The sequence below is a fragment of the Denitratisoma sp. agr-D3 genome (assembly GCF_054658675.1).
Map to the genome: position 1 here is coordinate 589,470 of NZ_BAAGIA010000003.1, position 25,748 is coordinate 615,217.

Here is a 25,748-nt window from a genome sequence, read left to right on the forward strand (position 1 = left end):
GTCGTAACATCAAATTGTGCGGTTTCACCTACGACTGGCAAACTGGTGAGCACCAGCTATCGCCTCAATCAACCACGCCGTCCAAACAAAAAGCCCACCGTAAAGATGGGCTTCGCGCATTGACGTTCAAGTGGTCTCTACTTTCAACCAGCCTGAGCCTCGGCCTCTTGCTCCATGTAGACCCAGTCAACAATTTCACTATTGGGAACATACCCAGTCACCAATTGCTGCATCATCAAACGAATCACAGCAACATCGTTCAGGTTCAAAGCCAACTCCAGAGCCTTGAGTTTTGGCTCCAACTCAGACCACGGAATGAAGTCCTCATGGGCTTTCATGATCCGCGAATGGGTTGTGGGCTTGGGGTTGTCACCGATGAGCAGTTCTTCATAGAGCTTCTCACCGGGACGCAGACCAGTAATCTCGATCTCGATTTCACCATCGGGGTTTTGTTCATCTTTGACGGTCAGACCTGAAAGCTCAATCATGCGACGAGCTAAATCCATAATTTTGACCGACTGTCCCATATCGAGAACGAACACATCCCCGCCCTTTGCCATGGCGCCAGCTTGGACCACCAGTTGCGAGGCTTCAGGAATTGTCATGAAGTATCGAGTGATTTCAGGATGCGTCAACGTAATCGGCCCGCCATCACGAATCTGCTGTCGGAACTTCGGTACCACTGACCCCGATGAGCCCAGAACATTGCCGAAGCGCACCATGCTAAATTTGGTACCGAGGCTGATCACAGCAAGAGCCTGCAGCGCCATTTCTGCCAGTCGCTTGCTGGCCCCCATGATGTTAGTCGGTCGAACCGCCTTGTCGGTGCTGATGAGAACGAAATCCGAGACACCGTTTTCTACCGCCGCTTGGGCTGTACGCAGTGTGCCGAGCACGTTGTTCTTGATCCCTTCGGCTGGGTTGTGCTCCACCATGGGCACATGCTTGTAGGCTGCCGCATGGTAGACCGTATTTGGATGCCAGGTTGACATAATCTCGTGCATACGCTCGTTTTCTTGTACCGAGGCCAGTAAGGGTACTAGAACGATGTCACGACCAGCGAGCTTTTCTTCGAGTTCCTGATGAATGCCATAGAGCGCAAACTCACTTTGTTCGATCAACAGCAATTTGCTTGGGCCGATCGTCAGGATCTGGCGGCATAGTTCGCTACCGATGGAACCGCCGGCACCGGTCACCATCACGACCTTGCCGCGCACGTTCATGGCCAGCAGGATGTGATTGGGCATCACCGGCTCACGACCGAGTAGGTCGTCAATGTCTAGTTCGCGCAGATCTGAGATGCTGACCTTGCCCTGCGCCAGATCGGTCACGCTGGGTAGGGTACGCACAGCTACTTTTGCCACACGGACCTGGCCCAGAATATCGTTGCGGCGGCGGCGCGAAAGACTGGGCATTGCCAGCAACACGTCGCTGATATTGAGGGTGCTGGCTAAGCTGTTCAAATCAGCCGGATTGTAGATGGGTTGACCATTGAGCACGTGGCCGTGCAGACGATCATCGTCGTCCAGAAATCCAGCCACCTGCATTTCGTGGCTGTTGGCCATGGCCGCCGCCAACTGGCGCCCTGTGCTGCCTGCACCGTAGATCAGCACCTTGGGCCGCGAGGCGTGCTTGAGGATGCTTAGGTACTGGTCACCCAACCAGACCCGGGCCAGTGCGCGCGACGCACCCACAAACAGCAGCAGCAGGATAGGTTGGATGATGCCGATCGTGCGTGGCACACCGGTTACACCTATGGCAGTGAAGACCGAGGCATAGAGCAAGCCGTAAATTCCCTCGGCACGGGCCACCGCCAGCAAGGCCGGCCAGCCGCTGTAACGGAAGATGGCACGGTACAGACCTGACACGATAAAGATGGGCAGTGCAATTCCGATTGAAGCGCCTACGGCCCAAAGGGCGGCACCAGAAAGGGCGACGAACTCACCAAGTCGCAGGTAGTAGGCAAGCCATACGGTCAGGACACACAGCCCCATATCTACGGATAGGACCAAAAATCGCTTTGCTGCTCGTGGCAAACCCAGTAACGGGACAACGAGCTTAGACATGCAGATTCTCATTGCGTACAGCTTCCTGAATCCTGAGTCCTCAAGATGATCTGTGCTTTTCTTCAATGTGACACTCCATTCCTTGCCAGAACCACTAACGCCGTCATCCACAGTACCTTCAGATCAAACAGCAATGACCGACGCTGCAGATACTCCGCATCCAGCTCCACCTTCTGAGGAATTGGCAGCTCATCTCGTCCGTTAACCTGTGCCCACCCGGTCAAACCAGGCACCAGTTCGTGCACGCCCTTTTCTGTGCGCAAAGCAATCAGGTCTTCCTGATTAAACAGCGCCGGGCGTGGGCCAACAAGGCTCATGTCCCCTTTCAGGATGCACCACAACTGGGGCAGCTCGTCCAGGCTGGATTGGCGCAGAAAAGAACCGACGGGAGTGAGCCATTGCTCAGGGTTCTGCAGCAAGTGCGTGGCCACCGCCGGCGTGTCGATGCGCATACTGCGGAACTTGGGCATTCTGAAAATTCGGTTATGGCGGCCCACACGGTCGCTCCAGTACAAGGCTGGCCCAGGCGAAGTAAGACGAACGGCCAGCGCCGTCATCACAATCGGCAGGGCAAGAAACACAGCCGCCACCAACGCCACAACCACGTCAAACAAACGCTTCATGACCGCAAGCCTTCAGCGGCACGCCGCAGCCCTTCATCCACCGACACCGGTGGGGCCCACCCAAGCAGTTGTCTGGTTTTGGCAATGTCCAGCTGCAACGAGCCGCACAGACGCTGATAGATACCCGGCTTGTTCAATACGGTTGCGCCCAGCTTTAAGAGTGCAGATGGAACGCAAAACAGTCGTGCCGGCTTCCCCATGGCAGCGCCCATACGCTTGAGCAGTTCTGCAGTTGATATATCCTCTCCGTCACTCACTAGGAATGTCTGGTTGGCTGCTGCAGGGTGGTTCAAACAGGTCATGGTCAAGTCCACCAGGTTGTCCAGTGCGACCAAGCTGCGGCGGTTTTCAGTCACTGTAGCCAGTGGCAGCGGGACACCGCGCGCCAGCCAACGCATCATGGACTCGAAGTTGGCTTTCACGCCCGGTCCATACACCAGGGGCGGTCGAATGATCACTACCTCCATGCCTGTTTCATCGGCAATCTGTCGGAGCAACTGCTCTGCCTCGTACTTGGACACGCCGTAGGAATCTTCTGGTGCAGGCGCATCATCTGCAGTGAACGGATGCCCCGCTTCCGTGAATTCACCGTTCACCTTGACGGAGCTTAGAAAAACAAAGCGCCTTACCCCCGCGACCGCTGCCTGGCGTGCAAGAGCAGCCGAGCCTTCGACATTCACGCGACGAAACTCTGCCAATGGGTCCGAGCTCTTGTCGTTCATGACGTGAACGCGGGCGGCCAAGTGCACAACCTGCTCCACCTTGCTCAAGACCTCCGTCCAGTCGGTGACTGACGAAAGGCTGCCAATCGCGAAAGCCTCAGCACCATCTGGCTTTGAGTTCAGCGATCTCACAGCACCTCGTACAAAGACGCCGTCTCTGCGCAATCTCGCACAAAGCGAAGAACCGACAAACCCGTTCGCGCCCGTCACCAACGTTGTCATGGATTTACAGGGCCTTACGCCAGACCGTTCGGTTCACGTAATCGGTGTAGCTTTCCACTATGCGAAGGACCTGCTTGGAGACCGAAGGGTTCTCGTAATCCTGCACAGGGCGCACTGTGGCCTTCTCATTGGTGTGTTGCGCTACTGTGATTCGAACCGCATCCAGCACACGTTCCTTCTTCAGCCCTGCCATGATCAGCGTTCCTGCATCCATCCCTTCAGGACGCTCATGCGCATTACGAATCGTGATGGCAGGCAGATTCAGCAGCGAGGCTTCCTCAGTGATCGTTCCGCTGTCAGAAATCACGCACAACGACTCCATCTGCAGCCGGATGTAGTCACAAAAACCAAATGGCTTCATGAACTGAACCCTAGTATCTAGCTCCACCCCCGACAGGGCGTCGAGCCGCTTGCGTGTTCTAGGATGGGTCGAGACGATCACGGGCACATCGTACGTTTCAGCCAGTGCATTCAGGGTATCCAGCAAATCCAGGAGGTTTTCTTCGGAATCCACGTTTTCTTCGCGGTGCGCACTGACGATGAAGTAGCGGCCCTGATCAAGCCGCATGCGCTGGAGCACATCAGAGGCCTGGATTTTGGGCATGTAGTGGTCTAAGACCTCGCGCATGTGCGATCCAGTCTTGATGATCGTTTCAGGCGGAATGCCTTCGGCAATCAGATAACGGCGTGCGTGCTCGGTCAAGACCAGGTTGATGTCGCTCAGATGGTCCAACACCTTGCGATTCAGCTCTTCGGGCACTCGCTGATCGAAGCAGCGGTTGCCCGCCTCCATGTGAAACACCGGTACCTTGCGACGCTTCGCGGCAATGACCGCCAGGCAGGAGTTGGTGTCGCCGTACAGCATCACGGCGTCCGGCTGCTCTGCAGCCAGCACCTCGTCGGCTTTCTCGATCACCCTCGCAATGGTTTGCGCCGCATTGTCCCCCACAACTTCGAGAAAGTGGTCAGGCTTGCGGATTTCAAGGTCGTCAAAGAAAACCTGATTCAGCTCGTAATCGTAGTTCTGGCCGGTGTGTACCAGCACATGCTGGGTGTGGCGGTCGAATTCGGCGATCACCCGACTCATCTTGATGAGCTCTGGCCGGGTGCCGACTATGGTCATGACTTTAAGCATGCAACTCGTCCTTGATGTAGTCCAAGGTCAGCAGCAAGGATTTGACCTCCTCAACGTTCAGCCGGCGAGTGTTGTGTGAGGTGTAGTCGTCCAGCGTGGAAATATCTGTCTCCCCCTCGCTGAAGTACTTGGCGTAGTTCAGGTCGCGGTTGTCTGCGGGGATACGGTAGTAGCCGCCCATGTCGATGGCGTGCGCCATCTCCTCACGGGAAATCAGCGATTCGTAAAGCTTCTCACCGTGCCGCGTTCCAATCACCTGCGTCTGCATTTCGGGCTGACCAAACAGTTCTTTCAGTGCTTGTGCAAGGTCTCCCACGGTTGAGGCAGGCGCCTTTTGCACAAAAATGTCACCCTGCTGACCATGGGTGAAGGCATACAACACCAAGTCAACAGAGTCTTCCAGAGACATCAGGAAACGGGTCATGTTGGGGTCGGTGACTGTCAGTGGCCGCCCTTCCTTGAGTTGGGACACGAATAAAGGAATCACAGACCCACGGGATGCCATGACGTTGCCGTAGCGGGTGGCACAGAAAACAGTTTCACCCGGCTGCTGCAAACGCGCTTTGGCCACCATCACCTTCTCGGCCATTGCCTTAGATATGCCCATGGCGTTGATCGGGTAGACCGCCTTATCGGTAGACAACACCACCACACGCTCGACGCCTGCATCCGTTGCGGCATTTAGCACGTTTTCGGTGCCCATCACATTGGTGCGCATGGCCTCCATCGGGTAGAACTCGCAGGAGGGGACCTGTTTCAATGCCGCCGCATGAAATACATAGTCCACCCCCTTCATGGCCTGCCTCAAGCTTGCCTCGTCGCGCACATCGCCTATGTAAAACCGTAGCTTAGGATGATTGAGCCCAATACGCATGTCTTCCTGCTTCTTTTCATCGCGGCTGAAGATTCGAATTTCCTTGATCGTCGTGTCGAGAAACCGAGTCAGAACCGTATTGCCGAACGACCCCGTTCCGCCGGTGATCATCAGTGTCTTTCCGGAAAACATATACGTCCTCTTAGCTGAAGTTTTTCATGCGCTTGACTAGCTCAGGCCAGTCCGGCGCCACATAACCCGTCGCATCCCTGAAACGATCGGCGACGAGCGAGCGGTCGAGCACGACCGAATCGTCAGGCAAGATACTGATCGACTTGCCATATTCCGCAGCGACCAGTTGCAACAGGTTGTACTTGGTAATGGGAGCCGATGCCACGTGGAAGACACCGGACAGAGTGGGTCGAGGGATCACAAAATCCCTGACGATCATTGAAATTTCGACCGTTGGGAGCCCCGAAAAAATAACGCGTCGATATCCGTAGACACAATCCATCTGGCGCAGAAACCACTCGACTAGCCCATGATGACTTTCCAGTTCATGCCCAATAATCGAGGTCCTGAGCGTCACCGTATGAGCATCCGACACCTCGCCGATGAACTTTGACTTCCCGTAGAGGTCTTCAGCATCAGACGTGTCCGATTCACGGTACCCGCCGACTTTCCCGCTGAACACGCAGTCGGTGCTGAAGTGCACTAGGCGGGCACCTACGAGAGCGCAGTATCGCGACAACCGGTGAGGCAGCATCGCATTGATCGGGAGTGCGAGCAAAGGGTCCTGTGCCGCCGCAAATTGCTTAACTAACCCGATGCAATTTACCACCAGTTGCGGCTTCACACGCTCGAACACGCCCAACAGCCCATCGGCCGTCTCGACATCGACTCCTGACAAGATGCGTGCCCTCATCTCATCGTCGAAGTGACGAATTACGCCCGCAGACCTCACCGTCCCCCAAGCCTCAAGCCCGGAGGCCCGGAAGAGCGTCCTATACATGGCATTGCCCAACATGCCCGACACGCCAAGTACCAGAATCCTCATGGTGAAGAGTTTCTCCGTTTCACGGTCAAATCATTTAACAGGGAGACCAGTGTGTCCGCTAGTCCATCGACTTCGAAATGCTTTTGTGCAAACCGCCGCCCATTACCCCCCATATCTTGTCGCACGGCCGCTTCCAGTCCGAACATTTGAATGACACGGTCCGCGAGCGCCCTACAGTCACCAGCAGGTGCAGTAACACCAGCGCGGGCAGCTTCGACAAGCCGAGCACCCTCACCGTTGAGCGCAGCAATAATCGGCTTTCCCGCTGCAAGATAACTCTGCACCTTGCTTGGAATAGTCAATGCGAAAATCGGCTCATCACGAAGACTGACCAGAAGTACCGACGCTGCATCATAGATAGCCGGCATCAACTCTGGTGCAAAGCGTCCAGGAAGCGATACGTTTGAAAGCCCTCTGCGCTCAATCTCCGCTGCAAGCCAATCCGACAGGCTACCGCTGCCGACCAGGAAGAACCGCGCATCATGTCCTTCTTTAAACAGATATTCTGCGGCACCCAGGATCGTTTCCAAGGATTGCGCAGCCCCCAGATTACCGGCGAAAACCACTGAGCGGCACCCTGCGATCCTGGCTAGCAGTGCCTGGATAGGATCGGAAAGTGGCTCGGAACGGGGATCGGTGCGGGCAACAGCATTGGGGTAGTACTCGATCGGCATTCGAGGGGGAGCAAGTTTCTCAATCGGCTTGCGAAAACCTTCCGAGGGAATGAGGGCCAGATCAGTGTGTCGATAGATGAAACGAACCACCGAACCGATCCATCCGAGTACGCGCGCATTACGGACAAAGCCTGTCGCCGACAGGCTCTCAGGCCAGAGATCCTGGACCCAGAGCACCAACGAAGCGCGCTTCAGCCACGAGATGAAAATGGCCGGAATCGCCTGGAGCAACGGAGATGGGGCATAGACGAAGACAACGTCGAAACGTTGACGACGCAACAACCACGGACCGAATGCGAACGCACTTGCGACAAAAGCAAGGTAGTTGATGGCAAGCCTCAAAACAGACTTATTCCCTCGTGGCACAATCGGGACACGAAACACCGGAATCCCATCCATCAACTCCCGGGAGGTTCGCCAGGCGGAATAGCCATCGAAAACCGCGCCATCCGGATAGTTTGGCTGCCCGGTCAGCACCGTCAGCTCCACGCCGCGATCCTCCAGCGACTTCACAAGCCTCGTGATGCCGAAATTCTCCGGCCAGAAATACTGAGACAGAACCAGCACCCTCATCCCTTTGAGGCCTCCGCTGTGGTCTTGCACACCGAATAATCGGCCCGCAGACGGGCCACGAGCAAGCCCCAGAGAAAGAAAGTAAGTATACCGGGATAAGGCTGTCGCATCCCAACCTTTAACATATTTTCAATGAACAACAGGTAGCTCAGCGCAAGCACAAGACCGAGTGTCTCGGGTTGCACGAGCAAGTTCACTCTCGCACGGTAGATGTGACGTACGCTCCAGACAAGCAGCAACCCCATCGGCAGAAGCGCAAGGATGCCAAAGTTGTAAGCAGTATCGAGCCAGTAATTGTGTGCACTTGGGTGTGCTTCGCGCGGCGGGGGTAACGCGTGCCCGATCAGAAACACCCTCGGGGACTCGACAACTCCATCATAAAAGAAGCGCCAATGCGCCTTGCGCTCTTCGAGGCCAGAGGGCAACCCGGTACCTGCCGCATTCGACTTCGCTGAAAACTTGGAGTGCCATGTCTGCTGGTCGCTCGCCGGTTCGATTTTCGCATCGATCACCCAAGTCAGCCCCACCATCACAAGACCGACCAGCGTCACCAAAAAGCCTGCCGAAACAAGCATGGCTCGGCGAGAAAAATACTTCTGCGACAGATGGGCCGCAAAAATGCCACAGATTGCGATAACTAGGCCGACAATGGACACTAATGACTGTGCCCAAAGAAGGAAAACCGTCGACACGACCAGAAGTGCGCCCGCCGCTAGCCTCTCAACCCCGCCTCGGCTGTAGAAGGGAATCAATACCGCGATCACCAACGCCGAAACGACCATCGGAAAATATTGAAGATGTTGATAGATGCTGAACAAAAAAACCTTTGGACTCAGCAATGTGTAACCTTGGAGGATGCTGGCTATTAACTGTGCGGGCAGTACCAAGAGCAGCGTGGTACATGCTGCCCACAAAAACAGCCGGCCGCCGTAGAAGGTAACGCCAATCATCTCCCCCAGAACAAGCGCAAACATCGGCATCAGGTACTGCGCCAGAAGGAGCAGCTTGGCGCTCTCCTGAGCGCCAACCCCCTGAGCCGTGATCAGTGAGGTCATCACAAACAAAAGGGCAGAAAAAAACAACGTCGTAAGCGTTCGTGATGCTTGCCAGTAATTTCCCAGTACCGCAATACCCACGAACAGTGCCAGAATCGACACTGGCAACGGGAGCTTCAGGATGCTCCCTTGTGCATCAAAAACGAATGCAGGATCGCTGAAAATCCCCCCCTCCAACTGGAAAAACACGGGAGCGACCAGCAGCAGACAAATGATCAGCACAAAGCAATACTGGCCCTTCCGACGTTCGAGATGTTGGCGTTTCGCGCCGACCAGGAACGCGAGATTGAGAAGCGCACTCAACATATAGAGTGCACCGAGGCATTTAACTCCGCACACATGGTAGACAAAAGGTACACACGTCGCGATCAGCACATTAGCGAGCAAATCCGGTCCGAATACATTCCCTCCTCGGTCGAGGAGAATTCGAGTGCGAAGCAGGATCGCCAGAGTCATGAGACCGCCACCGATGATGGAAAGCCCCGCTGCGAGCCAGAAGATGGGAGCGAGCCCTGTATCTGACACGAACGCAGGAAACAGAACGTAAGACCCGGCTAGCGCTGCCCCTGCCAGCAGCATACCCAAGGGCGCAATGGCAAACGCACGGGGCAAACGACCATTGCCATAGCGTCGAATCAATGTCGGAGCGAGCGCCTGACCAAACACGGTCGGAATCAGGCTACCAATTGCAAACGCAGTAAACAGGCTTCCCGCCGTGGCTTTTCCGGCAAGCAGCGTGACAGAAAGTCGAAAGACGAAAACACTCGCGCCAATGATGCCCGACGAACCGAAATGCGGAAGCAACGCACGGAATCCCAGATGCTGAGAGCCCAACGCCAGACCGCCCCCCCGGACAGCAACCAGTGGCACCAGCGCCCAGGGCAAGGTGCAAATTGACAGATCGATATCAAAGAGCACCGTGCCGACGAGGCAGCCGAGCAATGAGACGCTTTCAGCCAAGACCGTATGCGAAGCAGCACGCACGTTCCCGAGTACTTCATGCCTAGCCAACGCAATTTCGCCGATCCACTCGCTTGCCCGCCGCAGGATGAGCACCACTGACAGGGAAGCAATCGCCCCCCCTACGGACACGCTCAGGAAGTAGGTCGCAACAGCCAGCGGGACCATGAGCGCCAGTCTCGTCAGAATCAGCGACGACGCTGCTTCCCGAGCACCGGCGCCAGTCTCGGCGAGTACCACGTTGCGCCCATTAGCCGAAAACGCGAAGAACAACGCCAGGGACGCAGCCTGCACGAGTCCAATATCAGCCGCCACCTCGGAGCGCCCCACTAAGCCAAAGGCCAACATCAGAGCGGTCATGGAAAACGAATTGAACAGGACTGCAAGGGGAAACAGCAAGAAAGTCTTTTGCCTCATGCTGCCTCTCGAATGTCCGATTCACTGCAGATCATGACGACGCTCTTTGCGAATACCACGTCAGACACAGTCTGTCTGCCACATGGATAATGAGCCCATTCAGGAAGAGCGCGCCGAACAGCAGATACGACTGCCCGGGCACATAGCCGAAACTCGCATAGCGAAACGCAATCACCTGAGCAAAAAGCGCACAAAGCACCCAATTATGTCCGCAAAACATGAACGCGAGCGCTTCGAGGAATGCTGCCAGCCAGGCTGCCAATACAAGGCAAACAAGCATAAATGGTAGCGAGCCAGGATAGTACAAAAACGCGACTATTCCAGGAAGGGAAACAAAATGGTTGCGTGTTCCATCAATACCCGCAACGTAAGGTGAAACGATCAATTGTGAATCATAAAGGCTTGGCGTCCCCGGCTGAAACTCCTCTAGCCAGGCATCTCTCCAAAGATCCCAACCACGCCTGTCTGAAGATGCGACAGCCATCAAACCTTCAATACCGACCCAGCGATCGATGAACAAAGGCGTAGTTAAGCTTCGAGTCATTGTCGTTGTTTGTGAGCTCAGTCCGGCTTCGCCCATATTAAATTTGGAAATCCGCAGGTAATTGACCGCGAACACAGACACCACAAAGAAAAAACAGAACAGCCCCGATGCCGCGGCGATTCGCCAGACGCCGATCGGCAGGCGCCGCGCCAGCATGGTCCGCAACCCGCCCAAGCCAACGGCCATCCCGTTGAGCACCATCCCACGACTCAGCATCGACGTGTTTGTCATGAACCCTTCTATCACCGGCGCTAGCACCGCTACGGCGGAGAGTCGCTCTTTCATATCCAACTCGAAGCGCACGATAATCGCTACGGATGAAGCCAGACCGAACTGCAACGCCCATGCGAACACCCCATTTAAACCAAAGAGCAGCCGAGTCTCGGCGACCATGCCGCGTTGATAGATACCCAGCCAGAGATTCGTCCCTGCCGTGGCTGCAACGACAAAGAACAGGGCAGCTAGGATCTTCCAACGATAACGGTTGTAGAAGCGAAACAGGCCTGAGTCACCACATGCGGGCACCCGAATAGGATAGGTGAAGGCGCGCTCTCTTACAAAGCTGGCGAAGAGCAGCGCACAAAATGCAAATGTAGCAACTTGCATGACGGCATCGAAAGATGCCGGCGCCCCGTCGAAAGCCCCCACAGGCTCACTGAACACCCCACCAGCAATCACTAAACGCAGGGACAGTTTCAGCCAGAAGCCCAACCAGAGAAAAACGCCAATGAAGGTATCAAAATAGAGCGCCCGACGACGAAAACCGGCAAACAGTAATCCGTTGGCGGCGATGGAAAACACGAGGTACTCAAGCCAGTGACCTGGGTAGTGAGGCGCTGCCAGGAAATAAAGGCCAGTGACTACGAGCAGGGAAAAGACGTATATCGACCGAATCATGGATGGGCAGCCTTAACAAAAACCTTAACGTCAGCGGCGCAGCAGAACCCGTGCCGCAAGGGCAAGAACGCGCCTTGCCTGAGACTCCCACAGATATTCCGAACGGATCATACGCTGAAGCTTCACTCCAGCCTCGCGCGATTGATCGGGAGCTTCAAGCAACTGGAGCAGGCCAGCAGCAAGCGCATTCACTGATACCGATGTCATTATTCCTGCCCCAGCCCTTGCAAGCCCGTCGAGCCCGCAGGTGTCTGTGAAGACGGAGGGGCGCCCATAGATCCCCGCCTCGAGAACAACGATCGACATCGCTTCACGGCGCGACGGAATCGCCAGGACTTCAGCGGTTTGGAGGGCTGCCAGCTTGTCAGCCCCACCTACGTAGCCAGCAAAATGAACCCGGCTAGCAAGCCCCAGTGTGTACGCTCGGGCCTCCAGCTCTGTTCGCATTCCACCATCGGGTCCAGCCAGGAGTAGGTGCACGTCCGGCAGCCGCTGCGCAAGTTGCGAGAACGCTTCAAGCAACAGATCTGGGCCTTTGATGGGGTTCAGACGCCCCAGAAAGAGAACCACACGCGCATCGCCAAGTCCGTGTGCCGAGCGGAAGCGCTCAACAGCGATTGTCGTGTCATCAAGCTTGTACTGATCCGGATCGATCCCGTTCGGGATCACTTCCACATGCTCGGCAGCCACACCGCAGTCTACAAAATCGGTAATTTCGGCTTCGGTTACCGCAATGCATGCTGCAGCCCCTCGGGCCACGGCACTACCAACTAGCTTAGCGTAGATCCACTTCAGTAACGTCGACCGCCCGAACGGCTTTAGCGCTCCGGCAGGGCAGAACAGGTAAGGTGTTCCCCTGCGGCGGCATGCCCAGAAGAACAGCGCGTTCAGGAGCGTCCAGTGCCCAGAAAGAAGGACGACATCCACCTCACGAACCATCTGGTCGAGCCGCCACGGCATTAACCAAGGAACGAAAAACCGCTGGTAGATACATGGAACCGCATTCACTCGGACCCCATACCGACTGACCAGATGCTTACCGGCGTCCATATCCCCGATATCCAGTCCAAGCACGGTGCATTCGGCGCCCTCGCGCACAAGGAACCGGGCTAACTGCAACGTTCGCTCAGCCGTCCCGCCACCGCTCACCGGATCGAGCAGATGATTGACGAGCAGGATTTTCAAGAGAGCCCTCGCGAACTCGTGTTACTGCGGAAATTGGCGGAAAAAGCCATGAGAGCCTCTTCGAAGCACACGGGGCTGACGAAGCCCCAAGCGCGGATTTTGTCTGCTCGATAGACACAGTTGGGATCAACCTCACTGCGGCCACGTGAGCGCAACAGCATGCGAAGCACCCACGGAGGGATCGGCAGTGGCGAAACGCACCGTCCTTCCACGCCCATTCCCTTTGCCAGCATCCGCTCGATGTCCTGAAAGTTGTTCAATGCGTTGTCGTCCTCTGCCACGTTGAATACGTTCCCGGACAACGGACGCGTGCTGTCGCACAGGAACAACAGCGCGGCCACCACCGATTCGACCGGTACTAGGTGCATCTTCCTGCGCCCGAATAACGAGGCCCGGAGGTAATTGCTAACGTTCGAACCGTGCTGCAGACTTTGCGCCAACGTCACGAGATTGCGCCCACCAGCGCCGAACACCGCGGCAGGTCGTATTACCCCGACATCACAGGCGCCGGTTTCGGTGCTCAAGATCGCCTCTTCGATTGCCAGCTTCGTCCTACCGTAATCATCCTGTGGTTTGCACAGCGTCGATTCGTCGATTACTCCACCCTCGGTCCTACCGTAGACCGACACGGTGCTGCAATGAATCAGCCGTGCGACCTGGTATTCTGCGCACGCTGCCACCATGTGCCGCGCCGCCGTCACCGCTTCCTTGGCTGGCAGGCTCTTCGGATAGGCTAGGTTAATGACCGTGCAGCCAGCCTCTAGCACCCCCTGCCAACATTTCGCCGAGGCCAGATTGCCCTCAATCCATCGAACTTGGTCGTGACCGTTACCCCGGTCTTTCCCTGATCGACTGAGGGCACGCACATCTCGCGCTCGCGCCGCATCGAGGAAATGTTTCCCGATAAAGCCGCTTGCACCCGTAACAACGATTGGGGAGGATTTCACGCGCTTACCTACCGTGTCAGCATGACAGCGATCTGTCGCCGCAGAATGCCCAGAACTGAGGTAATGCATGCGCGTGCAGTATCCCCGGCGAGCATCCGTGTCGCATATCGCCGAGCCCTGATCTCAGCGACCACGCTGTGAAGAGTCATACCACGTTCGAGCAGCAGGATGGTCGTCTTTGCATGTATGATGATAAGTTGCGTAATAGCATTGCGTGCTCTCCGCGCCGAATGAAGCACACCATCGGAAAACGTTTTCCCCGGGTAGGGAAGGAATGCCTCGAAGACGAGTTCGTCGCTATACGACACCGAGTATTCCCCCTGCAACCACGCCGATCTGACCAGAGCCACGTCGTACAGGTGAGAATCGAAACACCCGCACCCGCCGATATCACTAAGTGCGCCCATTATTCTCCTCCCCCTGGCATGCTGCGGATCAAAGCAGAATACACGTTGATCACGAGCCCCTTGAGTCTGCTGTCGATCTTCAACAGCCGCGCACCGACCTCGACGTTGTGGAACACAGGCCCGACGGTGTGCCCCGGCCCTAGTGAGATCAAGGCGCTGAACAAAGTAGTAATGGTATCGTGTGTAAGCATGATATCCGCTCTGTTACATCACGAGCGAAGGCCTGGCTTGTGAGAAATCGAACACTCTCTGGGCGACCTGATCACAAACAGGCGTCGGAACGAGCCGGACATTGTCGTAGAGAAGATCCTGCTCCCTGTGGGTCTCCATCTCGGGAATACACACGAGGATTTCCTTCGGGCGCGCCGAGCCGAGATTTATCTTCTCGATGGCCAGTGTGATCAGCTCGCTGCCTAGGCCAGGAATGACAATGGGAAAGTTAGCTGGCGCGGTATTGTCTGGTATCGGAATCTCTTGCGACATCGACATCACATCTCTCCCGCTACCCCAATTGTGGTCATCACGCCTACGGCACTCCCGGAGGCCAGAATGCCCCCCAGCAACGACACACACAGATTGAAGTAATGATCTGCATGTGCAAAGGGGGCCTTCTCTGCCTCGGCCTGATTCAGCCCATGGATCAGTTCGCTTGGAGATTCCACAAGCGCCCCATCCTTGCCGCGCTGGACATTTACATTCAGGCCACGGCCACTTGTGACCTGCGTGACTGAACGCTCGGCACAATAGGCGTCAACGGCAGCAGAGGTAATTGCACTGATGGTCACCACTTGGCTTTGCGGAAAAACGGCCGACAATGACCGCCCATCAACCGACCACATCGACGCGTGGGTGCACATCGAAATGCTGCTGCAATGTACCAACCGGAAAACCCCGGCTTGCTTACAGACATCCGCCATGAAGCGGGTCGCGTCCGCTCTTTAGTCCCCGCTGCCTGGTTAGCGTGAGCCAAGCTGACCACATCGCGATCCGGGATAAGCAGCTGCTGCCAGACCGCCGCATCCTGGATATTAGTCGGCGCCCACTCCTCTCCATCGCAGTTCGACTCCGACTTGACGCTGCGCGTCAACCCGCCCCCCCAACCATGGGCCTGCGCAGCCGGTAGGAAATACCCTCCAATGAAACCTGTTTTCCCCAACACGACCAGGCAGTGACGACCGGCGATTTGCGTCATGCTGCCCTCCGTCGCAGGATTCTTCGCGCTAGGTAGCCGGCGATGCTGACCAGATAAATGAAAACAATCCGGGGACTGGAGCGCCCCCGCAAGGCCATGGCATAGCGACGCGCGCGCCAGTCACCGCGCAGGTTCTTCCAGAAATCTCGCCAGCTCATGCTATGCGCATAAACTAGATCTAGCGCGCACCGGGCATCGGTATCCACCAACAATTCAATTCCCCTGCTTCGCAGCAAATGGGAATGGATGACATCCTCCCCATAGGCTTTCCCGGGAAACGGGAAATAGTTCTCAAGCAACAAATTGCTCTTGTAGTGCAGCACGCAACCCCCGGCGAGCCATTCTGCATGCACCACCTTCTGGTGACCAACAGCATCGGCATCCACACCAACTGCGTTACCGGCGCGATCAACATACCCCGGTACATAGCCCTGGCTGCCGTTCATCAACCAGTAGTAAATGCGTAGTACCCACGGCTCGGTCACCGGCTTGCGATAGGCAGAAATACCAGTAGTGCGATCCACCATCGCGGGGGCAACTGCGCAGCTGCTGCCATGCGCAAGCAAGGTCTGGCACAAGCGCTGCAGGCAATCCGGTGCCGGCAGCATGTCGTCATCCAACTGTAGAACCAGCGGACTAGCGGCTGCACGGAAACCTTGTATACGCTGCGCAACCTGCCCTCGGCATTCCGTGACCAGCACACGCAGATTCGCAAAGTCCAGTCCCTGCACCCGCTGGGCTTCACGCTGCGGAATGCAAACCAGGATTTCCGCCGGTTCCACACTGCCTTGGTTGAGCATCTGCAAGGTATCGGCTAAGGTCGGCCCTCCCAGCGTAGCGATGACTACGCTGATCGCAGGTTCAAAAGCGCTGCCTTGGGCTGTATCCCTGGCATCAACCCGCACGAGCTTCCTCTACAGCGGACAGTAATTCTTCGCGGCGTCCAAGGCGCTCCTGCTCGCGCAGGACCTCAAACCAATCTTCCAGATTGCCCAACGGCTCGCCGAGCCGATCCAGAAAACGGTGGTTGTCCAGTGACATGTCGGGGGGACGCTGAGCCTTCAGCCGCGCCTGCGCGACATGTGACGGCTGCACTAGGTCCTGCGGCAGGTCGAAGGCGCGTGCAAGCCGCAATCCAAATTCATATTTGGAAATGCGCTCGCTGCCCACAAGGTTGAATAGGCCTGAAGCATCCGAGGAAGCCAATTTGTGCGCCGACAGCGCCAGCGCATCCGCTAGGATGGGCGTGAAATACACGTCGGTAAACATTGACAGGGGAAGACCTTCGCGCAAACCGTAGATTACCCAGTCGCTAAAGGACTGCCGGCTCGAGAGTCCCCAACCAAAGAAGTTGGTGCGCAAGATCAGCGCGTGCGGACAAGCCTGAGCCACCCACTGTTCCGCCAGTAGCTTACTGCGGCCGTATTCGTTCAAGGGCTGGGGTAGCGCTGTCTCGGAATACATGCTCTGTTGTCCAGAAAATAGGTGGTCAGTAGAGATGTGCAGCAACCGGATTCCCTGAGAGTGAACGCATTGCGCAACGATCCGGGCAATTTCAGCATTGGCAAACTTGGCGGCCGCAGGATCCTGTTCGCACAGGTCGACCCGCGTTAACCCGGCGGCATGGACCACCAAATCCGGTGCGAGCTCACGCAGCTGGCTGGAAAAGGACTGGGCATCATCTAGCCGCAATCGCAGGCTGTCCACGCCAGCAAGCCTCACATCGTGTCGATGCACACCTAGCGTGATCCGGCACCGCTGTCGCAGCGCGCACGCCCAGTTGAGCGCCAGCAGGCCGCTGCCGCCCGTAATCAAAATTTTCCGAATAGTCATGGGTTGTGTTCGCTTGTCTGGACCTGGCCTGTCGCTTGCGCCACCAACTGGCGCCATCGGTACAGACTTCCATCCAGCCAGAAGAACTCACCGACTGGCATTGGCGGATGCTCGACTCCTTCCGCCAACACTCGAGCCAACTGCACGCCGTTGCTGACAAAGCATGCTCCCGGCGCACCTCGCATGGGGCTGTGGTTCAGGCTGGAATCGTCCAGAAAAACCGCCACCGGCACCCCATACAGCCATGCATCCAGTGCGGCCGAAGACGAATTGCTTGCAAAGGCCAAGTCAAACTCCTGAAGGATGTCTCCCAGCGGCCTGTCCGACAGGGTGAATGATAAGCCAAGCAGATCCTGGCTCCCCAGCAGGGTAATCGGGTGCGGCTTCACAGTCAATTCCATCTGCCCTCCCCACATCCGTGCAGCATGCGCTAGGCAAGCTCCCATGGCCCTGCTTTGCTCTCGGGAAAAGTCCCCCAGCAACAGGATCTTCAGTGGCTTACCTATTTTGCGCGGATGCCGCTGCAGCGTTGGTGGACGCTGCAGAAGGTGCAGGAACCTCACTGCTTCAACCGGTGCCATGCGCGCACTCGGATACCCGCTCTGGACAAACATGTGCCAAGCCATCGGTCCGCTGACTGCCAGCAGGTCCGGCAAGGGTTTGGTGGCATCCACGTTATTGTCCGCGAAGAGACGCGGGTCATCGAAGTTGTTCACGTGCCAGAAAGCTGTAGTGGCATGCGGAAATCCGATGACCTGCGAACGCTGGTGACGTCGCCAAGCATGAAGGAACGCAACCTCCCAACCCTGATTCTCCCAAAGATAAAAAGCGCCTGCCTGAGCTGGCATGGTCAACAATGTCTGGTCGAAAAGCCGCCGCCATATGCAGTTGGCAAGCCCTACAGAGCCGGTCAGCGAAGTTTCCCAATCGTCCTCTAGCAATGGCCAGAGGTCAAGTTGCGACCCCGCCGGCACAAACGAGAGCCAAGGTCGCAGCTTGCTGGCGCGCTGACCGATTCGCAGCCACTCGAGCGCCGCGCCGGCGATCAGGCGAACACTCAGCTGTGATTCCACGAAACTATGGCATCCCTGCCCCGCACCGTCTGCATTGAAGCTCATGGCCTTTTCCAGTGCCTCACGCACGCTGCGTATTCCCGGGAGCAACAGCATGTGGTGGAGCCAGTTCAGCCGCCAGCCGTCACGCTGCAGCTGCGCTGGCAACAGCTCCCACTGACGGGAATAGAAACTGCCCGCATCAGCCCTCTGCCCATCGAGATTGAAGAAGTAAGAGCAGAAAAGCACCCCTTTAGGCTTGGTAAACCAGGCGGGTGACGAGAGACCGCGAAGACTCCAGCGCCGCAGCCAGTGCCGCATACTTAACAAGCCTTTCAACCGCCACGGCAGGGCGTGATGCAGCCGGGACAGTAGGCTAGGCTTGCCAATGGCAGCCACGGGCTGATGCCGGAACGCCAAGCCCCTGCGCCCGCAGAACGACGCTAACGTAGTCGAAAGGGCGACATCGCCTCCGTAGAGAACTAGGCAGCTGGCCTGCGCGGCGCTTTCCCGCATCAGCATCTCCAGCCCGAGCAGGCGAAGGCAATCGTAGATGCGAGGTGACTTGAATGGACTCTTCTCCGCTAGATGTGTCATCCACCAGTAGCTGAAACCCTCATGGTCAGTCAGTGCCGCCGCCAGGGATCGCCCCTGGACATCCTGCGCACCCAGTTCATGGATAAAGGCCACATAGGCGGCACGCAGCGCGTCACCATGCGTGTCCAGGTATGCCGGCAATGAAATGCTTCCGGGTGGCGCGTCATGCTGTCCGGCCAGAACAACCAGTTCTCCCAGATCGTGCATAGGTGGGACAGCGTGGTCCCAAACCAGCAGCACAGTGTTGACACCAAGCGAACCCACTGACGACCTAGCTATCTGGAATAGGCGTTCAGCGCTTGCCCCATCTGCGCCCGGATTTCTGGCGGCAGATCCAGCGAGACCTGCAACGGCGAGTTGCCATCGGCTACACTTCGCTTGGACATCGAGCAGGCAACGAAGCATAGACGTCCATACGGGGTCACTGCGCTCGCGGATGGGGCACCCCAATAACCATAGAAGTACACTCGAGCAGGGTCGAAGTCAAGCAGCTTGGACATCAGCTCACCCGCATTGAGCACGACATAGGAAGCCAACTCGCCTTCGCGCTCACCTTGGTAATTGATGTGCTGGTAACACTTTGTCATGTCACTGCAACCAGTGCCATCGGTCAGCCTGAATGTGGCCACGAAGTCGCCTCCCGGCTGGACTAGGTCCCATGCGGTGCGCAGCATGTCCGTGAATTCGACATTCCAGTCCACGCAGCTCAGTGAAACCACCAGATCGAATTTCCGTCCCGCCAGTTGATCGTCGCGAACCTGCAGGATATCGCCATGCAACAGGGCCCCAGGATTCATGCAGTTGCCCGCCGCAACGGCTTCAGCGTTGATCTCCACGCCCGTGTAGCGCGTGATGCCGAAGTGCGCTCGCAGCGCCAGGCCCAGGCCGCCGCATCCACAGCCGATATCGAGTACGCTGCAGTTGGCATCCGGGCCCAGCGCCTGTATTACCCGGCGTTCGGATTCGTAGAACTGGTCCCAACGAATCCGGTTTGTCGCAAAGTAGCGGGCTATTGCGCTGGTCTGGTATTCGATATTGGCCATAGTTATCGGTATTTCAACCAGATTTCATCGGTTGCCATGTGCGCTTCAACCAGTCCGATGTCCGAGGGGCTATCAACCGAAAACGAAGGCAGGTTGGGATAGGGCGCAATATGCTGACGGAACGGCATGTCCAGAATACGGTTGCTGTCACAGGCCTCCAGCCTTTCAAGGCGGGTCTCGTCATGCTCGGTGAAGGCGCGTAGATTCTTCCAGCGGAAAGCGAAGATGCCATAGATACGCCGTGCCTCCAGTTCAGGTCCAAATTCACCCTTGCAGTACGGCACGGGCGCACGGGACGTGTAGAGCACCTCGCCGTTAGCGTTGTAGACCAGCTTGACCGTATCCGGATTCAGCCAGATTTCCTTGTCCACGATGTGCATAGCCAGAATGGTTCCGGCAATATCCTGGTTCTGCAGCAGCGGGGCGATGACGGTTTCGATCATATTGGGGCGCATCATGGGCTCATCGCCCTGCACGCAGACGACAATGTCCTCGTCGTCCACCGTGACACCCAGTTTCAGCGCTGCCTCAGCGACCCGGTCTAGCGCACGGGTATGGTGATTTCCGGTCATAACGACTGGGAACCCCTTGCTCTCGCCCAGTGCGGCGATTTCCTGATCGCATGTGGCCAGCGCCAACGCGTCCCAGCCGGTGTACATCGCAGCCCGGATGAACACGTGCTCAACCATCGGACGCCCCAGGATCGGGAACAGCGGCTTGCCGGGAAAGCGTGACGCCGCCATTCGGGCGGGAACAAGGCCCAGAATTTTCGGTTTTTTCGCCATGGTCAACACCTGTTAGATAGTTCAGGAAAAAGACTGGAAAGGGGTACGGTAGAGGTTGGCCAAGCCATTGTTGGCACGACCCAGCCGCTGGCTGTCACCGGCGCCCTGGACGCTGACCCAGTCGCGTGATTCATCCGCCACATAGAAGGCATTGAGTAACTGTATAGATGCCTGGGCATCCTGCGCGGTAACCGAGAACGGTGCGCCGCTGGCGAATGACGCCACGATTTCGCCATAGATCTTGGCATGCCCATTGCCGTAGACATTGCCGGAGAAATCCTCCGAACATTCGGCGCAGGCTGATGGATCTGGGGTATAGACCTGCAGTTCGTTGACCGCGATGCCGCCGATCTGCGCCAGACCGTTCTCGCAGACCAAGGATAGGCTGGCCTCGTAGTCGATGGGGCGCGCGGCCGTAGTGATCTCCAGAGTGCCCACGGCGCCGCTGGCGAACTCTAGCGCGGCAGCCGCCGTATCTTCGACCTCGATGTTCGCTCCCATGGTGCGGTGTGTGGAGCAGACCCGCACCACTTCGCCACCGAGTTGACGTAGTAAATCGATATGGTGAATGCCCTGGTTAGTCAGGCAACCACCGTCCATGGCAAAGGTGCCGCGCCAAGGTGCTAGGTCGTAGTAGCGCTGGGGGCGGCACCAGCGTACCCGCACCGACGCCATGCGCAAGCCCCCCAACTCGCCGGACCGAAGGCCTTGCAGCACCCGCTGCACCGCCTTATTGTGCCGGTTCTGGAATACCGGAAACAGGCGTACGCCTGTAGCCTCGGCGCAAGCCTGTACTTCGCACATATCCGACGTACGCATGAAAGTCGGCTTCTCGACGATGATGTTCTTGCGGTAGCGGGTAATAACGTCCTTGACATGTTCTAGGTGCATGCCCGATGGCGTAATGACCGCGACCATGTTGATACCAGGGTTCTCCTGGATCATGCGATGGTAGTTAACATACGCCTTGCAACCGAACTCCTGCTGGTAGGCCTGAGCCTTGGAAGGCTCGAGATCACAGACTGCAACCAGTTCCACACCCGGAGTACCGACAATGGCTCGACAATGGTGGCCGGATATCCGTCCGCAACCAATGATTCCAACCCTAACCAAACTCTCGCTCATGTTATCCCTTTCAATGCCTCCTGAATCAGACCGACCACCGGCGCAAGAATTTCTTGCGGCGCCATACTGAAACGACTGTAGCCAGCCAGCGCTGGGACATCAAAGCCCTTGCGGTACAGCACTCGATCTTCCATCGCTCGGTGAACCACCGTGCCTGCCGCGCCAAACCGCACGTGCAGGAAATTGCCGGCGGTCTCCAGCACCTCAAACCCCAGGGCTCGCATCTCACTTGCGAACCACTGCTTACCCGCAAGCGTACGGTCGACCGACGCCTGCATGGCATCGCTGTTGTCCAGCATATGCGTCATGAAGTCGGTGGCCAACGTGCTGACTTCGTACATTGGCCGCATCTTATGCAGCAGACCTATGGTCTCCGGATGGGCCGCCGCATAGCCGATGCGCAACCCGGCCACGCCCCAGGCCTTGGCAAAGGTCCGTGCCACGACCAGATTGTGGCTGGTCTGCGTATGCCCGATCTGGGTCTCGGAGTGGAAGGGGTGGTAGGCTTCATCAACCAAGAACACGGTACCAGCCACCTCGCAGGCCGCCAGCAGTTTCGCCATGGCGTCGGGCGGGGCGACGGTACCGGTGGGACTGTCCGGGTTGGGCAGGCACAGCAGCTTAGGCTTCTGCTCACGCACCAACCGTGCTAGGGCAAAATAGTCCAGCTGCGGGCCTCGTTCACCGGGCTGGTATTGCAGCGCGGTCACCCGTGCACCGAACATCTTGGCATACACCGGGTACATTGCAAACGTGGGTTCTGTGATGAACACCAAATCACCCGGCTCGACAAAGCTTTCAAACACCAGCCGAATGGCGCCATCGCTGCCCGGCGTCAGCAGCAGCGAGTCCGGCGACACCCCGGCCCAGGCTCCGAGCTTGCGGTACAGCGCTCCCGCCTCGGGGTAGCAGGTCAGCGCGCTGCGGTCGACCTTCTGCAGCACCGCGCTGGTGACCTGCATCAGCGTGGGATCTAGGTTCTCGTTCTTGTCCAGCCAGATCAATGACGGGGCGCGCGGTTTCGAAGCCAGTGCACTGGGCCGCTGCAATGTGGGGTCGAGCAGTGTAGGACGAGGGCGAATAGTCATCGGGCTCCTAGGACAGCTGACCATCGGCTGTGGGAATCTGGTTCTTGTCCAGTCCATCAATTGCGGCGCGGCCCATGGCTAGGATGGACTCATAGGACGAACCGCCGATATGCGGCGTCACCAAGAAGTTGGGCAGAGCGAGCAACTCCATATCGGACGGGGGCTCCGTGGCAAATACATCGAACGCAGCGGCGGCCAAGCGCCCTTCCTTGAGCATCGCTTTGAGCACAGCCTCATCCACCATGCCCCCACGCGAAGCATTGATGAGCACCGCGTCGGGCCTCAGCAGCGCCAGCCGGCTGGCATCGAGCATTCCGCGCGTGCTGTCATCCAGCGGCACATGCAGACTAACCACTTCAGAGCGCCTGAGCAATTCGTCCAATCCCACCGCTTCGATGCCATGAGCGGCATAAAAATCCGAGAAATCTAGGATGTCATGGGCCAGTACCTTGCAGCCAAAGGCACCAAGCAGTCCCGCCAAGTCCTTGCCCACATAGCCACAGCCGATTATGCCCACGGTACGGGCGCTCAGGTTGCGTCCGACATGCTGGCGCCAAGTACCCGCTAGCACCTCGCGGTTGGCAGCTGGCACATAGCGCAACATAGCGATCGCAACGGAGATGACCAACTCGGCCACCGATCTCCGATTTACGCCACCGGTCCAGCCGATACGCTTGCCCAGGCGATGCAGCGCCCTCAGGTCGATCATATCCAGACCGACACCGTACTTGCCTATCACTTGCAATTGGGGCAGTGCCAAAAGTACACGCTCGTCCAGTGTTTCCAGCGCAGTGATAGCCTTGTCATGCCCTTGCAGGAAGTCGATCAGCACATCCCCTGCAAGCGAAACCCCGGTTTCATTAAAGGTCACATGCTGGTAACGCCCCAGAAGCTCCGCCCGCAGCACTGGGTTGTTGGAAAATGAGCGGGAGCAGACCGCGACCTTGTCAGTGGTATTCATGGGCAAGGCCCTCCAGGAAGACACGGCAGTCCTCCGCGAACTGCGGATCTGACTCCATCTGTACGCGGCTCACCGCGGCGTCCTCCCCAAGGGGGAATACGAGACCAAGCTGGGTGGCGGTGTTCTTCTTGTCCTTCTGTAGCGCCGCCAGTAGTGATTCCAACGGGATGGGCGTCGCGGCGAAGGGTGCGTAATTACTGTGAAGCGTGGGGTGCATGCGTCTGTAATGCGCCTGTGGCAGCAGGCCCCGCCGCGCGGAAATAAAGTTGGCCATGTCCATGCCCATGGCCACGGCTATACCATGCGGGATGCCGTAGTAGGTGGCCGACTCGATCGCATGGCCAAAACTGTGACCATAGTTGAAGATATTGCGGATGCCGCGGTCAAACTCATCCTGCTCAATGTAGCGCTGCTTGATCTGTAGCGCCCGGCGGATGTAGTGGAGGAGCACCATGCGGTCGCTGAATAGTTGAGGGAAATCCCGCGCCAGCATGTCGAAGTCCTGAGGGCCGGCAATCGCATGAACCTTGAGGATTTCACCTATCCCGGAACGAATCTCGCGTTCATCCAGGCTATCCAGGAAGGCCGGTTCGACCAGAATTTGTGCGGGAGGATTGAATGTCCCCAAGATATTTTTGGCGTCACCCAGGTTGATCGAGCTCTTGGAACCGATGCAGGAGTCAGCCTGCGACAGCAGCGTGGTCGGCACGAACCGCCATTCAATGCCGCGCAATAGCGTGCTCGCTATGAAGCAGCAAATGTCCTGGATGATGCCTCCACCGATAGCTACCAACACCTGCCCCCGCCGCACCTTGGCAGCTACCAGCCGCTCGATGACCGGGATGATGTTCTGTAGTGACTTGGATTCTTCCACCGCCTCGATCAGGATGGTTCGCTGCGGCATCAGCACGGGCAGCAATTGATGGTGGTAGAGGGCCTCCACCCGGGCATCGACCAGGAAATGGCAGTCGCCCTGCGTGATGGGCCCTGGTGTATCCAGCAACCCCGGCAAAAAGAACACCCGATAAGGCCCTTTGTGGGACTGGATCTCCATGATCTCAGACACGGGTGAAACCTCCATCGATCGCGATGTTCTGGCCATTTATGTAGGTGTTTTCCTCGCTGGACAGCCACACCACCAAGCGCGCAATTTCCTCTGCCGACCCCAATCGTCCCAGTGGCACTCCCCGGCACATCTTGCTGATACCTTCCTCACCCAGTACCGAGCGTGTCAGCTCGGTGTCGATAAACCCCGGAGCCACGCAATTAGCCAGTACGCCTTGGTCGCCGTGCTCTGCCGCCAGCGCCAGCGTCAGGCCATCGAGGGCAAACTTGCTGGCCGAATACGCAGCACGGAATTCCTTGCTAACTTTTCCCCAGACAGAAGAAATATTGACGATCCGGCCCCATCCACGTTCGAGCATGGCCGGCAACGCGGCCTGGCACAAACGGAACGGCGCATAGATATTGACCTGCTGGATGCACTGGAAATCTGCCGGATCAATCTCCACGAACGGTGCAATCTTGTTGATACCCGCACAGTTCACTAGGATGTCCACCTGGAGGGACCGCAGCGCCTGTGCGCAATGCTCGATGTCCTCGGAACGAGAAAAATCGGCCACCACCCAGTCCTGGCAAGCATCATCGGATTCCGCGTCGGTAGTGCGGCTGCCGGCAACCCAGGCGCCCTGCTGGCGCAATGCCAGCGCGATGGCCCGGCCGATTCCGCGGGATGCCCCGGTAACGAAGACCTTTCTGTCTGTCCAGCCCATGA

The 25,748-nt window shown here is 57.5% G+C and carries 23 protein-coding genes; all 23 read right to left on the reverse strand.

From position 1 onward, the window contains the following. Positions 1-143: 143 nt before the first annotated feature. A complete protein-coding gene (locus tag ACYQ2U_RS11365; protein ID WP_459950483.1) occupies positions 144-2,066 on the reverse strand; it encodes a polysaccharide biosynthesis protein in 1,923 nt (640 codons plus the stop codon). 62 nt (positions 2,067-2,128) lie between these two features. Continuing rightward, positions 2,129-2,689, reverse strand: a complete 561-nt coding sequence (locus ACYQ2U_RS11370; protein WP_459950484.1) for a sugar transferase — start codon at positions 2,687-2,689, stop codon at positions 2,129-2,131. Next, positions 2,686-3,633, reverse strand: coding sequence for a UDP-glucose 4-epimerase family protein (locus ACYQ2U_RS11375; protein WP_459950485.1), 948 nt, complete (start codon positions 3,631-3,633; stop codon positions 2,686-2,688). Before ACYQ2U_RS11375 ends, ACYQ2U_RS11370 begins: the two co-directional genes overlap by 4 nt. Before the next feature lie 4 nt (positions 3,634-3,637). Beyond that, positions 3,638-4,768 (reverse strand): non-hydrolyzing UDP-N-acetylglucosamine 2-epimerase, encoded by a 1,131-nt coding sequence (wecB, locus tag ACYQ2U_RS11380; protein ID WP_459950486.1) that lies wholly within the window; start codon positions 4,766-4,768, stop codon positions 3,638-3,640. Then, the gene (locus ACYQ2U_RS11385) at positions 4,761-5,753 is read right to left on the reverse strand and encodes a polysaccharide biosynthesis protein (protein ID WP_459950487.1); all 993 of its coding nucleotides are present in this window, start codon (positions 5,751-5,753) and stop codon (positions 4,761-4,763) included. Before ACYQ2U_RS11385 ends, wecB begins: the two co-directional genes overlap by 8 nt. Positions 5,754-5,784: 31 nt before the next feature. Beyond that, complete coding sequence (locus ACYQ2U_RS11390; protein WP_459950488.1) at positions 5,785-6,639, reverse strand: dTDP-4-dehydrorhamnose reductase family protein; 855 nt, start codon at positions 6,637-6,639, stop codon at positions 5,785-5,787. Continuing rightward, on the reverse strand, positions 6,636-7,886 hold the full coding sequence (locus tag ACYQ2U_RS11395; protein WP_459950489.1) for a glycosyltransferase family 4 protein: 1,251 nt from the start codon (positions 7,884-7,886) through the stop codon (positions 6,636-6,638). Before ACYQ2U_RS11395 ends, ACYQ2U_RS11390 begins: the two co-directional genes overlap by 4 nt. Further along, positions 7,883-10,318 carry a hypothetical protein gene (locus ACYQ2U_RS11400; protein ID WP_459950490.1) on the reverse strand — a complete coding sequence of 812 codons (2,436 nt, stop codon included), beginning with the start codon at positions 10,316-10,318 and terminating at the stop codon, positions 7,883-7,885. The genes ACYQ2U_RS11395 and ACYQ2U_RS11400 overlap by 4 nt, the downstream gene beginning before the upstream one ends. Positions 10,319-10,349: 31 nt before the next feature. Continuing rightward, a complete protein-coding gene (locus ACYQ2U_RS11405; RefSeq protein WP_459950491.1) occupies positions 10,350-11,663 on the reverse strand; it encodes a hypothetical protein in 1,314 nt (437 codons plus the stop codon). A 126-nt stretch (positions 11,664-11,789) separates the two neighbouring features. Beyond that, positions 11,790-12,944, reverse strand: a complete 1,155-nt coding sequence (locus tag ACYQ2U_RS11410; protein WP_459950492.1) for a glycosyltransferase — start codon at positions 12,942-12,944, stop codon at positions 11,790-11,792. Continuing rightward, a complete protein-coding gene (locus ACYQ2U_RS11415; RefSeq protein WP_459950493.1) occupies positions 12,941-13,891 on the reverse strand; it encodes an NAD-dependent epimerase/dehydratase family protein in 951 nt (316 codons plus the stop codon). The genes ACYQ2U_RS11410 and ACYQ2U_RS11415 overlap by 4 nt, the downstream gene beginning before the upstream one ends. A 611-nt stretch (positions 13,892-14,502) precedes the next feature. Then, entirely contained in the window at positions 14,503-14,787 is a 285-nt protein-coding gene (locus ACYQ2U_RS11420; RefSeq protein WP_459950494.1) for a hypothetical protein, read from the reverse strand. Continuing rightward, complete coding sequence (locus ACYQ2U_RS11425; RefSeq protein WP_459950495.1) at positions 14,787-15,155, reverse strand: hypothetical protein; 369 nt, start codon at positions 15,153-15,155, stop codon at positions 14,787-14,789. Before ACYQ2U_RS11425 ends, ACYQ2U_RS11420 begins: the two co-directional genes overlap by 1 nt. A 331-nt stretch (positions 15,156-15,486) precedes the next feature. Beyond that, a complete protein-coding gene (locus ACYQ2U_RS11430; RefSeq protein ID WP_459950496.1) occupies positions 15,487-16,395 on the reverse strand; it encodes a glycosyltransferase in 909 nt (302 codons plus the stop codon). Beyond that, a complete protein-coding gene (locus ACYQ2U_RS11435) occupies positions 16,385-17,323 on the reverse strand; it encodes an SDR family oxidoreductase (RefSeq protein WP_459950497.1) in 939 nt (312 codons plus the stop codon). Before ACYQ2U_RS11435 ends, ACYQ2U_RS11430 begins: the two co-directional genes overlap by 11 nt. Beyond that, positions 17,320-19,179: a TIGR04326 family surface carbohydrate biosynthesis protein gene (locus ACYQ2U_RS11440; protein WP_459950498.1), complete on the reverse strand. Its 1,860-nt coding sequence runs from the start codon at positions 19,177-19,179 to the stop codon at positions 17,320-17,322. The genes ACYQ2U_RS11435 and ACYQ2U_RS11440 overlap by 4 nt, the downstream gene beginning before the upstream one ends. A gap of 68 nt (positions 19,180-19,247) precedes the next feature. After that, the gene (locus tag ACYQ2U_RS11445) at positions 19,248-20,015 is read right to left on the reverse strand and encodes a methyltransferase (RefSeq protein ID WP_459950499.1); all 768 of its coding nucleotides are present in this window, start codon (positions 20,013-20,015) and stop codon (positions 19,248-19,250) included. Between the two features lie 2 nt (positions 20,016-20,017). After that, complete coding sequence (locus ACYQ2U_RS11450) at positions 20,018-20,800, reverse strand: 3-deoxy-manno-octulosonate cytidylyltransferase (protein ID WP_459950500.1); 783 nt, start codon at positions 20,798-20,800, stop codon at positions 20,018-20,020. 21 nt (positions 20,801-20,821) lie between these two features. Then, the gene (locus tag ACYQ2U_RS11455; protein WP_459950501.1) at positions 20,822-21,925 is read right to left on the reverse strand and encodes a Gfo/Idh/MocA family protein; all 1,104 of its coding nucleotides are present in this window, start codon (positions 21,923-21,925) and stop codon (positions 20,822-20,824) included. Beyond that, positions 21,922-23,013, reverse strand: a complete 1,092-nt coding sequence (locus ACYQ2U_RS11460; RefSeq protein ID WP_459950502.1) for a pyridoxal phosphate-dependent aminotransferase — start codon at positions 23,011-23,013, stop codon at positions 21,922-21,924. The genes ACYQ2U_RS11455 and ACYQ2U_RS11460 overlap by 4 nt, the downstream gene beginning before the upstream one ends. A 7-nt stretch (positions 23,014-23,020) precedes the next feature. After that, positions 23,021-23,974, reverse strand: coding sequence for a phosphoglycerate dehydrogenase (locus ACYQ2U_RS11465; protein ID WP_459950503.1), 954 nt, complete (start codon positions 23,972-23,974; stop codon positions 23,021-23,023). Continuing rightward, a complete protein-coding gene (locus tag ACYQ2U_RS11470; protein ID WP_459950504.1) occupies positions 23,961-25,040 on the reverse strand; it encodes an AroB-related putative sugar phosphate phospholyase (cyclizing) in 1,080 nt (359 codons plus the stop codon). The genes ACYQ2U_RS11465 and ACYQ2U_RS11470 overlap by 14 nt, the downstream gene beginning before the upstream one ends. Beyond that, positions 25,033-25,746, reverse strand: a complete 714-nt coding sequence (locus ACYQ2U_RS11475) for an SDR family NAD(P)-dependent oxidoreductase (protein ID WP_459950505.1) — start codon at positions 25,744-25,746, stop codon at positions 25,033-25,035. The genes ACYQ2U_RS11470 and ACYQ2U_RS11475 overlap by 8 nt, the downstream gene beginning before the upstream one ends. Between the last annotated feature and the right edge of the window lie 2 nt (positions 25,747-25,748).